The 14,159-nt window shown below is 46.4% G+C and carries 12 protein-coding genes; 7 read left to right on the top strand and 5 right to left on the bottom strand.

Translation table 11 applies throughout. From position 1 onward, the window contains the following. Positions 1–10: 10 nt before the first annotated feature. Positions 11–1,159 carry an efflux RND transporter periplasmic adaptor subunit gene (locus tag AB6805_RS06940; RefSeq protein ID WP_370908714.1) on the top strand — a complete coding sequence of 383 codons (1,149 nt, stop codon included), beginning with the start codon at positions 11–13 and terminating at the stop codon, positions 1,157–1,159. A 619-nt stretch (positions 1,160–1,778) separates the two neighbouring features. Here AB6805_RS06940 and AB6805_RS06935 read toward each other — a convergent pair. From AB6805_RS06935 to kbl, 4 genes are all read right to left on the bottom strand, one after another. Further along, positions 1,779–2,570 (bottom strand): tetratricopeptide repeat protein, encoded by a 792-nt coding sequence (locus AB6805_RS06935; RefSeq protein ID WP_370908713.1) that lies wholly within the window; start codon positions 2,568–2,570, stop codon positions 1,779–1,781. Between the two features lie 10 nt (positions 2,571–2,580). Next, complete coding sequence (locus AB6805_RS06930) at positions 2,581–3,600, bottom strand: VWA domain-containing protein (RefSeq protein WP_370908712.1); 1,020 nt, start codon at positions 3,598–3,600, stop codon at positions 2,581–2,583. 150 nt (positions 3,601–3,750) lie between these two features. Beyond that, positions 3,751–4,560 carry a class D beta-lactamase gene (blaOXA, locus tag AB6805_RS06925; protein ID WP_370908711.1) on the bottom strand — a complete coding sequence of 270 codons (810 nt, stop codon included), beginning with the start codon at positions 4,558–4,560 and terminating at the stop codon, positions 3,751–3,753. Between the two features lie 169 nt (positions 4,561–4,729). Continuing rightward, complete coding sequence (gene kbl / locus AB6805_RS06920; protein ID WP_370908710.1) at positions 4,730–5,917, bottom strand: glycine C-acetyltransferase; 1,188 nt, start codon at positions 5,915–5,917, stop codon at positions 4,730–4,732. A 379-nt stretch (positions 5,918–6,296) separates the two neighbouring features. Here kbl and AB6805_RS06915 point away from each other — a divergent pair, with 379 nt between their 5' ends. The 6 genes from AB6805_RS06915 to AB6805_RS06890 all read left to right on the top strand — a co-directional run bounded on the left by AB6805_RS06915 (position 6,297) and on the right by AB6805_RS06890 (position 12,985). After that, positions 6,297–6,782: an RNA polymerase sigma factor gene (locus AB6805_RS06915; RefSeq protein WP_079471317.1), complete on the top strand. Its 486-nt coding sequence runs from the start codon at positions 6,297–6,299 to the stop codon at positions 6,780–6,782. 23 nt (positions 6,783–6,805) lie between these two features. Further along, complete coding sequence (locus tag AB6805_RS06910) at positions 6,806–7,870, top strand: hypothetical protein (RefSeq protein WP_370908709.1); 1,065 nt, start codon at positions 6,806–6,808, stop codon at positions 7,868–7,870. 19 nt (positions 7,871–7,889) lie between these two features. After that, positions 7,890–8,828, top strand: a complete 939-nt coding sequence (locus tag AB6805_RS06905; protein ID WP_370908708.1) for an outer membrane beta-barrel protein — start codon at positions 7,890–7,892, stop codon at positions 8,826–8,828. Positions 8,829–8,857: 29 nt separating this feature from the next. Continuing rightward, on the top strand, positions 8,858–9,196 hold the full coding sequence (locus AB6805_RS06900) for a hypothetical protein (RefSeq protein ID WP_370908707.1): 339 nt from the start codon (positions 8,858–8,860) through the stop codon (positions 9,194–9,196). Positions 9,197–9,350: 154 nt separating this feature from the next. Then, positions 9,351–12,290, top strand: a complete 2,940-nt coding sequence (locus AB6805_RS06895; RefSeq protein WP_370908706.1) for a M16 family metallopeptidase — start codon at positions 9,351–9,353, stop codon at positions 12,288–12,290. A 128-nt stretch (positions 12,291–12,418) separates the two neighbouring features. Further along, positions 12,419–12,985 carry a murein L,D-transpeptidase family protein gene (locus tag AB6805_RS06890; RefSeq protein ID WP_370908705.1) on the top strand — a complete coding sequence of 189 codons (567 nt, stop codon included), beginning with the start codon at positions 12,419–12,421 and terminating at the stop codon, positions 12,983–12,985. Positions 12,986–13,160: 175 nt separating this feature from the next. On the opposite strand, the gene AB6805_RS06885 is transcribed toward AB6805_RS06890, so the two are convergent. After that, on the bottom strand, positions 13,161–14,147 hold the full coding sequence (locus tag AB6805_RS06885) for an alpha/beta hydrolase (RefSeq protein WP_370908704.1): 987 nt from the start codon (positions 14,145–14,147) through the stop codon (positions 13,161–13,163). Positions 14,148–14,159 lie beyond the last annotated feature (12 nt).

Raw genomic sequence — 14,159 nt, 5'->3', positions numbered from 1 at the left:
TATAACTATAATGACTAAACGACATATCAATATCATGAATATAAATAAATACAGCCTGTCGTATCGGGTCATGACAGCTGCTGCATTATTATCTGCCGGTTTGTATTTCACCTCCTGTCACAGTTCCCGGGCAGACGATGAAAATGAAAAAGAAGACGGAAGTGTTCAGGTGAAAATTATTCACCTGCAAAAAAGCCAGCTGGATGCATCCCTGAAATTACCCGGAGAAATAAAGCCGTTTCAATTTGCTGATCTCTATGCAAAAGTGAACAGCTATGTAAAAAATGTAAATGTAGATCTGGGCAGCCAGGTAACTGCCGGCCAGGTGCTGGCAACGCTGGATGCGCCGGAAATGAATACACAGTTGCTGGAAGCGCAATCCAGGCTTCATACAAAGGAAGCGATGTTTCGCGCCAGCCGCGCCACGTACGAACGTTTGCTCAAAACCAGTAAGGTGCCGGGTACCATTTCTCCTAACGACCTGGATATGGCGTTTGAGAAAATGAGTGCCGATAGCGCGGAATTGTTATCCTCCCGTTCTTCTTACCATGAAGTACAGCAAATGCTGGGCTACCTGGTGATCCGCGCTCCGTTCAGCGGAGTGATCAGCCAGCGTAATGTGCACCCGGGTACTTATGTAGGCCCTGCCGGTAAGGGTTCAGATAAACCGTTGTTCCGTTTGGAAGAACAGCAGAAACTGCGTTTGTCCGTGGCCGTGCCTGAAATCTATACAGATGATGCACACCACGCCGGCAATGTGCGTTTTACCGTGAAGTCCTTGCCGGGAGACACTTTTACGGCGAAGGTGAACCGCATAGCCGGCAGCCTGGATGTAAAGCTGCGTTCTGAAATACTGGAAATGGATGTGGCCAACAAAGAAGCCCGCCTGCTTCCGGGTATGTATGCGGAAGTGCTGATGCCAATGCCAGGCAAGAAAGATGTGTACATCGTGCCTAAATCTGCCATCATTAGTAATTCAGAAAGGGTATTTGTGATTAAGTCGGTGAATAACAAAGCTGTGTGGATACCGGTGAAGTGTGGAAATGAATCCAACGGACAGGTGGAGGTTTTCGGTGATTTGTCCGACAACGACCAGCTGGTACAGAATGGCAGCGATGAAATAAAAGAAGGAACGCTGTTAACGGCAGTCGCAAAATAATGTGTGTTTAAAGGGGGAAGTTGTTTGCAGGAAAAATGGATCAACAGGTAAATGAATCGTCAGGAAAAAACAGGAATCAACGGACAAAAGAATCATTTAACAGACTGTATTCGGCAAGGTAAAGAGTGACGGATAGCAGGCAAACATACTTCCCTGATGAATCAGGCAATACAGCGCTTCCGCAAGGGGCGCTGTTGCTTTAAAACACGAAGAGAATTGTTACGCCGCGTAACAATTGTAGGTTTAGGTAAAACGGCCGGAATATTCCTATTCCGGTTTTTTTATGCGCGGATGTTGTCTTATTCAGGATTAGGAGGATTAGACGAATTGCTTTTTTTTTAAAGAAATTTCATTGGATAAGGTGTTTTTACTTTGCCTTTTGTGATGGCCTGCAGTTTATTTTTCAGCAGCATTTTTTTAAGGGAGATAGATAGTCGAGATAGAGTTTAAAGCGGCGCAGCCATTAACCGGTATAGCCCTGGATAATGGCTACTACGATCAGAATCATTTCATTAAGGCATATAAGAAGTACACGGGTAGCGTACCTTCTGCCCTTAAATAAAACATCCCAAAGCGGGACTACCAGCTTTGGGATGTGTGATATGGAGAGGATGAAAATTTACCAGTCTTTGTCTTTTGGTACAATCTGACCTTTTACTTTCTTCGCTTTGTCCTGCAATTTCTTTTCTTCCTGTGATAAAGCCTGCAACAGGCGTTCTGCTTCCTGCTTGCTCAACTTACTGGGTTGTGGCTCCGGCTTCTGCTGATCCTCTTTGTCTTTATCGCCTTTGTCCTGGTCTTTATTCTGCTGATCCTTGTTCTGGTCTTTGTTTTGATCCTTGTTTTGATCCTGTTGGTCTTTGTTCTGATCTTTATTTTTGTCTTTGTTCTGATCGTTTTTGTTCTTGTCTTTATTCTTGTCCTTGTCTTTGTTATCTTTTTTATCATTGCCGCCGCCGCCTTGCTGTTGTTTTTTCAGCATGGCCTGGGCATAGGCGAGGTTATAACGGGCATCTTCATCGGAGGGATTGACCTTCAATGCCTGTTTGTAGGATTTGATGCTTTCTTCCCATTTTTTGCCTTCCATGAAGGTATTGCCGATATTATAATCAGCGTCGGATTTGATGGCTGGTTTGCCACCCAGTTTCAGGCTGTTGGCATATTGCGCGCGTGCGTCATCGTAACGCTTTTGCTGATAGAGGGAGTTGCCGAGGTTATAACTGCCTTCGGCGGATTGGGCGTTTTGTTCCAGCGCTTTTTTGTAATTGGCTTCGGCATCGGTGTATTGTTGTTTTTTATACAGTTCGTTGCCTTTGCGGATATACTTATTGGAGCCGTTCTGCGCGAAGCCGGTAAGGCTGGCGAGCATTACTGCAATAAGGAAACTATATTTTATAAAAATGATTTTCATGAGTAATGAATTAAACTGCCGGTGATTCAGGAGTGCGCTTGAAGCGAACTTCAGGAATAAAAAATTCAATCAGCAGCAATGCCAGGCATACGCCCAGGAAATACTGAAAATAACTGTTGTAGTCGGTGAATACGTTCTCTCCAAATTCTTTCTGCTCCATGCCGTCTATCTTACTAACGAGGGTATTTACCACATCGTCGGTATTATTATCCAGGTGCTGGTAAATGCCTTTACCGGCCGCCGCAATGCCTCTGAGCTCCGCTTCATTCAGTTTGGAAATAACGGTATTGCCCTCGCGGTCTTTTTTATAGCTCCCGGTTTCCGGGTCCGGCAGGGGAGAACCTGCTACAGAACCGATGCCGATAGTATTGGTAACGGCGCCGTTCTCAAAAGCGGCTTTGGTACGCTGGATAGCGGTTTCATCATGATCTTCCCCATCAGAGATAATGATGAGGGCTTTATGTTTACGTTCTTTTTTATTAAAAGCGTCGTCAGATACCTGTATCGCCTGGCCGATGGCGGTACCCTGCGTTGGGATCATATCCGGGGATACGGTGCTGAGGTACATTTTGGCGGCAGAATAATCAACTGTGAGGGGCATTTGCAGGTAAGCGTTACCGGCAAATACCACGAGGCCAACGCGGTCATTATCCAGTTTGTCCATCAGCTTACTGATCAGCTGGCGGGCGCGGGTAAGGCGGTCCGGCTGCACGTCCGTAGCCAGCATACTTTTACTTACGTCCAGCGCTATCATCACATCCACGCCTTTGCGGGTGATTTTTTCCATGCGGCTGCCTTTCTGCAGGTTGGCCAATCCAACTACGCCGAAGAAGAAAGCCAGGAAAATAAGCAGGAACTTTAATATAAATAGTTTGCGGGAGTAGCCGGTAAAGAGTTTTTCTACCAGTGCCTGATCCCCGATGCGGCGTATAGAGCGGCGTTTCCACCACGACACGCCCAGGAAGGCCACCTGTAAAACCAACAGGAGCACCAGTGCCCATAAATATTCACTATGCTGAAATCGTAACATATTCGATTTTAAGATAACCGTTACCGGGAGTACACCAGGTAAGGTATCAAAAATAATTTTTTTGTCACGTATTGCAAGCTGTAGGAGTGGGGTTTTATCGTTTTTTTAACGATCCCGGTCCCCAGGCCGGGGCAGGGGAAGCCCGAATTGCTACATTTCGCCCTTAAAGTAACCGGCATCCGTGAGGATGTTTCTCAGGATGGCCATCCGTACTTTAGGAATATCCACTTTAGGATCTTCTGTTTCTATATTCAGCACAAAAAAGGTAGGGTGCCTGTTTTCTTCAATCCATCCTACTACCCAACCTAATTTTTTCACGTCGTTATAGTCCCATCCTGTTTTGTAAGACAGTTCATATTTCGGCGTTTTTTCCATGAGCATCACTTCCCGTACAGTTTTCATGGTTGTTTTTGCAAAAGGCAGCTGGTCGAAATAGAGTTTTTTTACAAAGCCCAGTTCTTCATCCGGTGAAATGAGCAGGGAGTTATCCAGCCAGAAAGTATCCAGGCGGCTGATTTTCATATTGCCGTACTTAATGGAGTCGAGCCACAGTTGCATCGTTGGCTGGCCGATGCGCCGGGCTACTTCCTGGAAGTAGGGTACGGCCGATTGTTTAAATGCCTGGGCCATGGTGAGGTCCTGGTTCCATGCGGGAAACTGGCGGGTTACGCTATCCCAGCGGATTACCATGCTGGTATCTTTGATAACGCCGGTATGCAGGCCCACGAGTGAATTGAATATTTTAAAGGTAGATGCAGGCTGAAAGCGCTTTTTAGCCCTGTCGAGGTTATATACTTTAAAGGTGCCCTGACTGTTGTTGAATAACATGAAAGTGCCTTCTACTTTGTATTCGGCAAAATATTTTTCCCAGTCTTGTTCTTCTTTTACATTATTCGGTGCGCAGGCAGCGAGGAACAGGCCAACCGCCAGCAACATCCAGCCAAATCGTTTCATCTGCATAATGATTGAGTAGTTATGAGGTGCAAAAGTAAGAATTACGGCGTAAGAAAAACGATTACGGGTTAGCAGGGAGATGGCAACCGGGATTATTCCGGCGTCCATCTCCCCACTAACCCGCAGTCTTATTTAATCATACTCAGTCTTTATGCACCGGGTACGGCAGCAAGTCTTATTTAATCACGCCCAGTTCCTTACCTACTTTGGTAAAGGCGGCGATGGCCCTGTCGAGGTGTTCCTGTTCGTGGCCGGCGCTGAGCTGTACGCGGATGCGTGCCTGGCCTTTTGGTACCACCGGGAAGAAGAACCCGATTACATAGATGCCTTCCTGGAGCAGTTTGTCGGCGAACTGGGCGCTCAGTACAGCATCATAAAGCATTACCGGAACAATCGGGTGGTCGCCTGGTTTGATATCAAATCCGGCTTCCGTCATTTTGCTGCGGAAGTATTTGGTATTGTATTCCAGTTTGTCGCGCAGGGTGGTGGTTTCGCTCAGCATATCCAGTACCGCGATGGAAGCGCCCACGATGCTGGGGGCCACCGAGTTGGAAAAGAGGTAGGGACGGCTGCGCTGGCGCAGGATGTCGATCACTTCCTTTGGTCCGCTGGTGAATCCGCCGGAGGCGCCGCCCAGGGCTTTACCGAGGGTGCCGGTAATGATATCCACCCGGCCCATTACACCACGGTACTCATGGGTACCGCGACCGGTTTTACCCAGGAATCCGGAAGAGTGGCTTTCATCGGACATTACGATGGCGTTGTATTTATCGGCCAGGTCGCAGATTTTGTCCAGCTGGGCAATGGTACCATCCATGCTGAATGAGCCGTCTGTAACAATGATCCGGCTGCGGCAGTCTTTGGCTTCCTGCAGTTTTGCCTCGAGGTCCGCCATATTGTTATGCTCGTAGCGGAAGCGCTGTGCCTTGCAGAGACGAACGCCGTCGATAATGGAGGCGTGGTTCAGGGCATCAGAAATGATGGCATCCTGTTCATTGAACAGGGGCTCAAATACGCCACCATTGGCGTCGAATGCCGCTACGTATAAAATAGTATCTTCTGTACCGAGGAATTTGGAGATCTTTTCTTCCAGTTCCCGGTGAATATCCTGTGTGCCGCAAATAAAGCGAACGCTGCTCATGCCATAGCCATGGGTATCAATTGCATCTTTGGCAGCTTTCACCACAGCGGGGTGTGACGACAGACCCAGGTAATTATTTGCGCAAAAGTTAAGCACGGTTTTGCCACCCACCTGTATTTCAGCTCCCTGCTCAGATGTAATAATGCGCTCTCTCTTGTACAGGCCGGCTTTATTGATATCGCCGAGTTCCTCCCGTAAACGGGTTATAAACTTCTCATTCATAAAAATTGCAATATTTAAAGTGGATCTACCAAAGTTATGGCAATAAATGTATTACGATTATTTATCGCGTAAATCAGTAACGACCGGATAAGCAAAAAGTTTGACCCAGGTGTAACATTTGCCCGCCGCCCTCCGTCATAGTACTATCATGATTATTAATGCCATGAAGTGGAAAACTGATAATTCACCCCTTTGGTAAAAGATGCTAAAAGAGCATACTTGATAAGAGGTTGATGCTCAGTTTGAAAGGAACTGTTACTACAACTGTGGGGAGAATGTACCAGCTTTAGAGTAGGTGTGGGTAACAAATATGGATTTGGTCAATGATGGGTATTAAAGTATTTGTCGGAACTTAGCACTAAAATCCCGCACCACCGGAATGACGGAAAAGGAGTACAATAAATGCGTGGATCTGTATTCGGACAATTTATTCCGCTTTATAGTAAAGAATCTGGAGCATGCGGAAGATGCCAGAGACGTAGTACAGAATTCATTCGAGATATTGTGGAAGCACTGCCAGGATGTGCCTTTTGAAAAGGCAAAGTCATACCTGTTTACAGTCGGCTACCACAATATGATAGATCATGTACGTAAGGTAAAGCGGATCACACTTGTAGACCAGTTCAAAGACGAGGATAAAGTATCGGATCATAAGATACATAACGCGAAGGAAGTCATAGAAAAAGCATTATCCAAGCTCAGTGAAGTACAGCGCTCCTTAATTATGCTCAAGGATTATGAAGGATATTCCTACGAGGAAATAGGAGAAATGATGGAGCTGAATCCTTCCCAGGTAAAGGTTTACCTGCACAGGGCCCGGATACATCTGAAGAACTACCTGGTAAAAATGGAGAATGTTATATAATATTTTTATAATAAATTAGATTTTTGTCGATAGAAATTAACATATCAAACTACGAGTCCTATCTCCTCAGCTACATTGATGGTGAGCTGAATGAGACAGAGCTGGCTGCGCTGGAACGTTTCCTGGAAAAGCATCCTCCTTTCCGTCAGGAACTGGAACTGCTGGAAGGAGCGAAGCTGACGCCGGATAAGCACGTTGTTTTTGATAATAAAGCTGCTTTATATAAAACAGCTGCCGTTGATTACGAAGTATTAATGCTGAGCCATATCGACGGGGAGCTGAGCGCTGCTGAGGAAGCCACTTTGCAGGAATACCTGCAGCAACATCCGGCTGCGCAGCGGGAACTGGCATTATTGGAGGCCACCAGGCTGGTACCTGATACCACTTTGGTATTTGCTGATAAAGCATCTCTTTACAGAAGCAGCAAACGCCGGGTTAGCCCGGTATACCGCCGCATGATGTGGGGAACTGCTGCCGCCGCGATAGTAGCGGGTCTGCTTATCTGGTTATTGCCAGCCGGCGATCAACCGGCACAAAAACCTGCCATTGCGGTAAACACACCACCTGCGGTTACTGTACCTGCGCCGGCCGTGACTCCTGAAGTAACTACACCGGTTGCTTCTGACCAATCCGCAGCTGCAACACAGGATGCGCCTGTTGCTGTATCGCGCAGCAACCAACCGGTACTGGCCAAAAACCATAAAGCCGTAACGCCACGCGAAAGCAAACCAGTTGCCGCTCCTGCAAATGGGCCCGCGCTGGCTGCTGCAGACGCCCCCAAAGCAGATTTGCCGGTTATTTCCCAGTTGCCGCCGCAGCGCAATTCTATGAGTGAAGTAGTGGAAGAGCACCTGCAACAGGCTGGTAACGCCCATGTGGTGGCGGTTCGGCCGGAAGTTAATAAGGAAGCGGTACTGGCAGCCAATACCACCAATACAAACGATCATTTAAATAATAAAATAGTTCCTGCAACCGAACAGCCAGGCGCTCCCGGTGAGCTGATCATGTCTGTTAGTGGCAGCGACAGCCGGATTTTAGATAAGGTAACCAATGTTGCAAAGCTTTTTTCCCGGAGAAGGAATAAATAATAAATCATGGTCATAGCATATGAAGCATAAATTTTTACTCATTTTGTTACTGGTATTATGTGGCGGGTGGGCTCATGCGCAAAAGGCAGATAAAACTACACCGGCACCACCGGACACCATACAGATCAAAGGGTTGATCATTATCAAAGGAAAGAATGATAAGGGACGGACCAGTTATAAGTTCTATAACGATACCGCCTATGCACGCCAGAAGCTCAAAAAGAACCTGCAAACCAAATGGTTCGTTTTTGACCTGGGATTCAACAATTATATTGATCACAGCGACTATAACGGAGCCAGCTTTATTAATTATTACCCCAATAACAGCGCTTATTACAATGGAGCACCTGCCCCGGTGTCCAAATCATATGATTATTCTGCTGTAGGCCTCGCCACTTTTGCCCCAAGGGATGCCAGTGCGCCGTTGACGCCTTCAGAATTTAAGCTAATCACCGGAAAATCAATCAATTTTAATATCTGGTTATTTCAACAGCGACTTAATATAACAAAACACAAACTTAACTTGTTATATGCTTTAGGATTAGAGATGAATAACTATAGGTATGCCCGGAGCATCACGTATTTACCGGGTTATCCTACACAAATAATCAGAGATTCCGTAGAATTTTCAAAGAATAAGCTGTTTGCCGAATATATATCGATCCCGGTAATGCTTAATTTTAATTCTAACCCTGCCCGCCCGAGCCGTGCGTTCCAGGCGAGTTTCGGTGTCTCTGGTGGTTATCTCCTCAAATCCAGAACCAAGCAGGTAAGTGAAGAAAGAGGCAAGGTTAGAAAAACGGACGACTTTAATCTTAACAAGTGGCGTTTCGGCCTTACCAGTGAACTGGGCTATGGACCTGTAAAGTTGTATGCAAATTTTGCCCTTACGGCATTACATGACTATGGGTTACAACAATACCCATTTTCAATAGGTATCCGGTTAAACGGATTCTAAGATTTATTAGCCAGTCCTAAATTGTGTTTATGCGTTCTTTTGTTGCTTTGATGACATGTATTGGTTGCATTGCATGGATTCACTCCTGTGAGAAACGTTTGTTAGGCGTTAGACTCGAAAAAAATAATTTACTTATTGATCAGCCAGAGCAGTTGCCCGTAGCAGTTGCACCAACCAGCATTCCCGCTGCCCGGTACATTTCCCAGGTAATTCCTGCCACCAATACCATAACCGTTCCCGTTAGCCATAACAGGCGCCGGGTGAAAGCGAAAAAACAGGCCGGTAACAGCATGGCCATCGACTCGCTGCTGCTTAACCAGGTTTTTGTGCGCGGAAAGTATACCATTTATAATAACCAGAACCCCTGATATCAACCCTCTTCTTGTTAATTTGATCACCGGCCAGGCAACCGGTTGCAATTCCTATGCATCTACCGCTCATACAATTCTCCCTTTTTTCCCGCTTTATAATTTTGACTTCCGGTATATTTGACAGACTAATTTCAAAAAACCAACTATTTGTATGAGTCTTAAAAGAGTCGTATTACTATTCCTGTTTGCCTGCTCGCTCAAAGTAGCGGGAGCCCAGGGAAAATATCAATGGAAGGAGGGTACTGGTGGCGGTTATACCTATAAGTACGTTTCCGATGATCCCATGAAGGCGCGCTTTTATACGCTGAAAAACGGCCTGACAGTTATCCTGAGTGTCAATAAAAAAGATCCCCGCATCCAGACACTGATCGGTACCCGCGCCGGCAGCGATAATGATCCAAAAGACCACACCGGCCTGGCACACTACCTCGAACACCTCCTGTTTAAAGGCACTGAAAAATTTGGTTCGCTCAACTGGGCAAAAGAAAAACCACTGATCGATGAGATCTCCAATTTGTATGATAAATACAATAAAACAGTGGACCCTGCTGCCCGTAAAGCTGTTTATCATGAAATAGACAGCGTTTCCGGAGTAGCCGCCAAATATGCCATTGCCAATGAATACGACAAAATGATGTCGGGCATGGGCGCACAGGGCACCAACGCCCATACCTGGGTAGAAGAAACTATTTATGAGGAAGATATTCCTTCCAATGCCATCGACAAATACCTGACCGTACAGGCGGAGCGTTTCCGTGACCCGGTTTTCCGCCTGTTCCACACCGAACTGGAAGCCGTATACGAAGAAAAGAACCGCGGACTGGATAATGATGGCCGGAAAGTGTACGAAACCATGCTCGCAGCCCTGTTTCCTACCCATAACTATGGTCAGCAATCTACCATCGGTACCGTTGAACATCTCAAAAATCCAAACCTGAAAGTAATCCGCGAATTCTACAACGAATACTATGTGCCTAATAATATGGCCATCGTAATGGCGGGTGATTTTGATCCGGATTATGTGATTAAATCTATCGATCAGAAATTCAGCTATATGAAAGCCAAACCGGTAAAGGAATACAAGCCTGCCCCGGAAGCGCCGATCAAATCGCCGGTAATGAAAGAAGTACTTGGCCCTGATGCTGAAAGCGTAGATATCGCCTTCAGAATGCCCGGCGCCCTCGATACCAAATCCAACCTGGTACTGGGTGTGCTCTCTTCCATTCTCCAGAATGGTAAAGCCGGTTTGATGGATCTCAATATCAACAAGCAGCAGAAAGTACTGAACGCCAGTGTAAGTGTACTTGGCCTGAAAGACTACTCCATCTTCTCGCTGAGCGGTAAAGCCAAACAAGGCCAAACCCTGGAAGAAGTAAAAGCGCTTTTACTGGGCCAACTGGATATCCTGAAGAAAGGAGATTTTGATGAAACCCTGGTGAAAGCCATCGTTAATAATGCCAAGCTGAGCGAACTGCAGGGCCTGGAAAGCAATAACAACCGCGCTACCGCCCTGATGGACGGATTCATTAAGAGCAGGGGTCAAAACTGGTTATATGATGTAGCTTATGTGGATGATATGGGTACGGTTAACAAAAAACAAATTGTTGACTATGCCAATAAATTCCTCAACGATAACTATGTCATTGTTTACAAACGCAAGGGCGAAGACAAGAACATCGAAAAGGTAGAGAAACCTGCCATCACCCCCGTGGAAGTAAACAGGGAAGCACAGTCGACTTTCCTGCAACAGGTGGCTGCCATGCCTGCCACGCCGGTAAAACCACAGTGGCTGGATTATGAAAAAGATATCCAGAAAACCGCGATAGGTAATACCGATATGATGTATGTACAAAACAAAGACAATGGTCTTTTCCACCTGTACTACCGTTTTGATATGGGTACCTGGAGCAATAAGAAACTGGCCCTGGCAGCGCAATACCTGCAATATCTGAGCACCGACAAATACACCTCTGAGCAGATCAGCAAAGAGTTTTATAACATCGCCTGTAACTTCAGCGTATCCGCTTCTGCTGAAAACACCACGGTGGTGATCAGCGGTTTGCAGGAGAATTTCGATAAGGCCGTTACCTTATTTGAACACGTGATTGCCAACTGCAAGCCTAATGAAGACGCACTGGCAGCACTGAAAGGCCGCATCCAGAAAGGCCGCTCCGACAGCAAACTGAATAAGGGCGCAATTATGAAAGGAGTAGTAAACTATGCAATGTATGGCGCAAAAAATCCGTTTAATAACCAGTTAAGTCAGGCTGAGCTGGATGGTGTTACTGCATCAGAACTCGTTACTATTTTGCATGAACTGCCTGCTTACAAGCATACTATTATTTACTGGGGACCTCAGCCACTGGCTGCTGCTGCGGCCGAAGTGAAAAAGCTGCACCCGCTGCCGGCAACCTTTAAGCAGGCACCGGAAGCTATAAAATTTGCGAAAGATAACCAGGATAAAAGCCAGGTGCTGTTTGCAGACTATGATATGGTGCAGACAGAAGTAAACTGGGTAAGGAATTCAGCGGCATACAGTCCTGCCAACACAGGCGTGGTGACGCTGTTCAACAGCTACTTTGGTGGCGGAATGGGATCTGTTGTATTCCAAACCATCCGCGAATCCAAAGCATTGGCTTATTCTACCTATGCCTACTACGCATCTCCCGATAAAAAAGACGACCGTTATTCTGTATTGGCCTACGTTGGTAGCCAGGCAGATAAAATGAATGACGCCATTTCAGGTATGAACGAATTGCTGAACGATATTCCCCGTGCCGATAAACTGCTGCAAACTGCTAAGGAAAGCATGAAGCAGGATATTGAAACAGAACGTATCACCAACGATGGAATTGTTTTCAGTTTCCTGGCCGCACAGAAGCTGGGATTAAATACGGATATCCGCAAACAGGTGTACGAGTCGATCGACAAAATGAACTTTGACGAAGTGAAGAAGTTCCATGATGAGAACCTGGCGCACAAACCATATACTTATTGTATTGTTGCTTCTGAAAAGAAGATCAGCACAGACGATCTGAAAAAATATGGCGATGTGAAGAAGCTCACGCTGGAAGAGATCTTCGGCTACTGATTACCGTAAGAAAAAATCTGATAAAATACAAAGGCACAAAGTTTTACGCTTTGTGCCTTTGTATTTCCAACCATCTCCCAAACAATAAATGATTATTCTGCTACGTTATCTGCATATTTATTACTCCTATGAAGAAGTGCTGTCATTACTGGTTGGTAGCTGTTCTGTTGCTGCTGCCGCTAAGTGGATTTATCAACGAATCTGATTTGTATAGTGTAAGGTTAAATGCTGCCAACATTGATCCTGATAAAATTTTCCTGCTGATAGATAAAAGCGATTACCGGTTGTATGTATACGAAGACGTGACGTTGAGAAAAATCTACAAGGTGGTATTTGGTAACCGCGACCAAACCGATAAACAAGTTGAAGGTGATCGCAGAACACCGGAAGGAACTTTCCATATTTTAACCAAAAGAGTGGATAAAAGCTGGAGCAGGTTCATGCTGCTGGACTATCCCAATGAGGTGTCCTGGCAGAAGTTCCGTGTGCGTCAGTCACAGGGCATGGTGTCCTCCAGCGCCAGTATTGGCGGGGCTATCGGCATCCACGGAGTGGAATATAATTCCGGTATCCGGGATAGTTATGTGGAAGGACGTATTAACTGGACACTGGGTTGTATCAGTATGAAGAACTCAGATGTTAACGAATTATACGAGGTCATCAAAGTGGGAACCCCGGTGGTTATTCGCCGGTAAGGTTTTTGCTGATTATTTTGCAGTGACTCCCGGTGACAGTTGCCTATTGTAATTTAGCATCCACCACAAACCGGTACGGCATCTAGTGGGGCAGTACTACTGCACCATGACTCAAATATAAACGGCGGGTCAGATCCTGTGAAGAGCGCGCTCCACTCGTATGGTGCGCGCTTTTTTATGGTTGCAGAAAAGCGGTGACTTCCTTCATCCAGGTTGTGGAATCTTTGCCGCAAAACGACTGGTGTCCGGCGTTGGGGAAGATGTACAGCTTTTTTTGCCGGGTACCTAAATGAGCAAATACCTCCCGTGTTTCCTGTTCCGTAACCCGGATATCCTGTTTCCCGTAAAAATATAATACCGGCATATGTATTTGGCGGGCGTAGCTTTCCGGCTTAAAACCAGCGCCCCAGAAGCCTTGTTCTATTCCTCCCCAGAAGGTAAGGATCTGTGAAAAAGGAAATGCCGGCAGATGTACCGCGCGCATCCTGCTTTTTACGGCGTCTGTAAGCGTAGCAAACGGGCACTGGAGGATGAGTTGCTTTGGTGTGAGCCCGTATTCAGGAACAGCCTTTAAAATAGCGGCAGCGCCCATGCTTACTCCCCACAGGATCACCGGTTGCTTGTTTTTCTGTTTTACATACTCCCATGCCAGCGTTACATCTTCTGCTTCTTTGTAGCCTACGCTGCAGGTATATCCTTCGCTGTTGCCATGGGCGCGGAAATCCAGTAAAAAAGTATTGTAGCCCAACGAGCGGAAACGATTTGCCTCCGGCAACAGTGAGCCTTTATTGCCATTGTAACCGTGGAACAGGATAACTGTGCCGGTAGCCGCTTTGGCTGGGATCCACCAGCCTTCCAGCCGGAGGCCGCCGGCAGTGTGCAGCAATACGGTTTCGTAAGGTACTGATGGGAAACTGGTGGTAGCGGATTTGGCAATGCGTACACCAAACAAAATGGTTTTTATCTTTTCACCCGTACTCATTTGTTCCGGGAGTTTGTTCCTGCGGCCGCCGTCGTCATAAAAGTGGGTAAACTTCCACGCATGAAAGGCCCCGATGATATTAAGTAATACGAAAAGGATGATGCAGGTCCAGGCCAGCTTTTTGAAGAAACGCTTCATAGTATAATCAGGTACAACAAAGGGATGCAAATTAATCTGCATCCCTTTGTTTTT

The sequence above is a fragment of the Chitinophaga sp. RCC_12 genome (genome assembly GCF_041360695.1).
GTDB lineage: Bacteria > Bacteroidota > Bacteroidia > Chitinophagales > Chitinophagaceae > Chitinophaga.
Note: the sequence above shows the minus strand (reverse complement) of the source record. Positions and strands in the feature narration are given on the sequence as shown.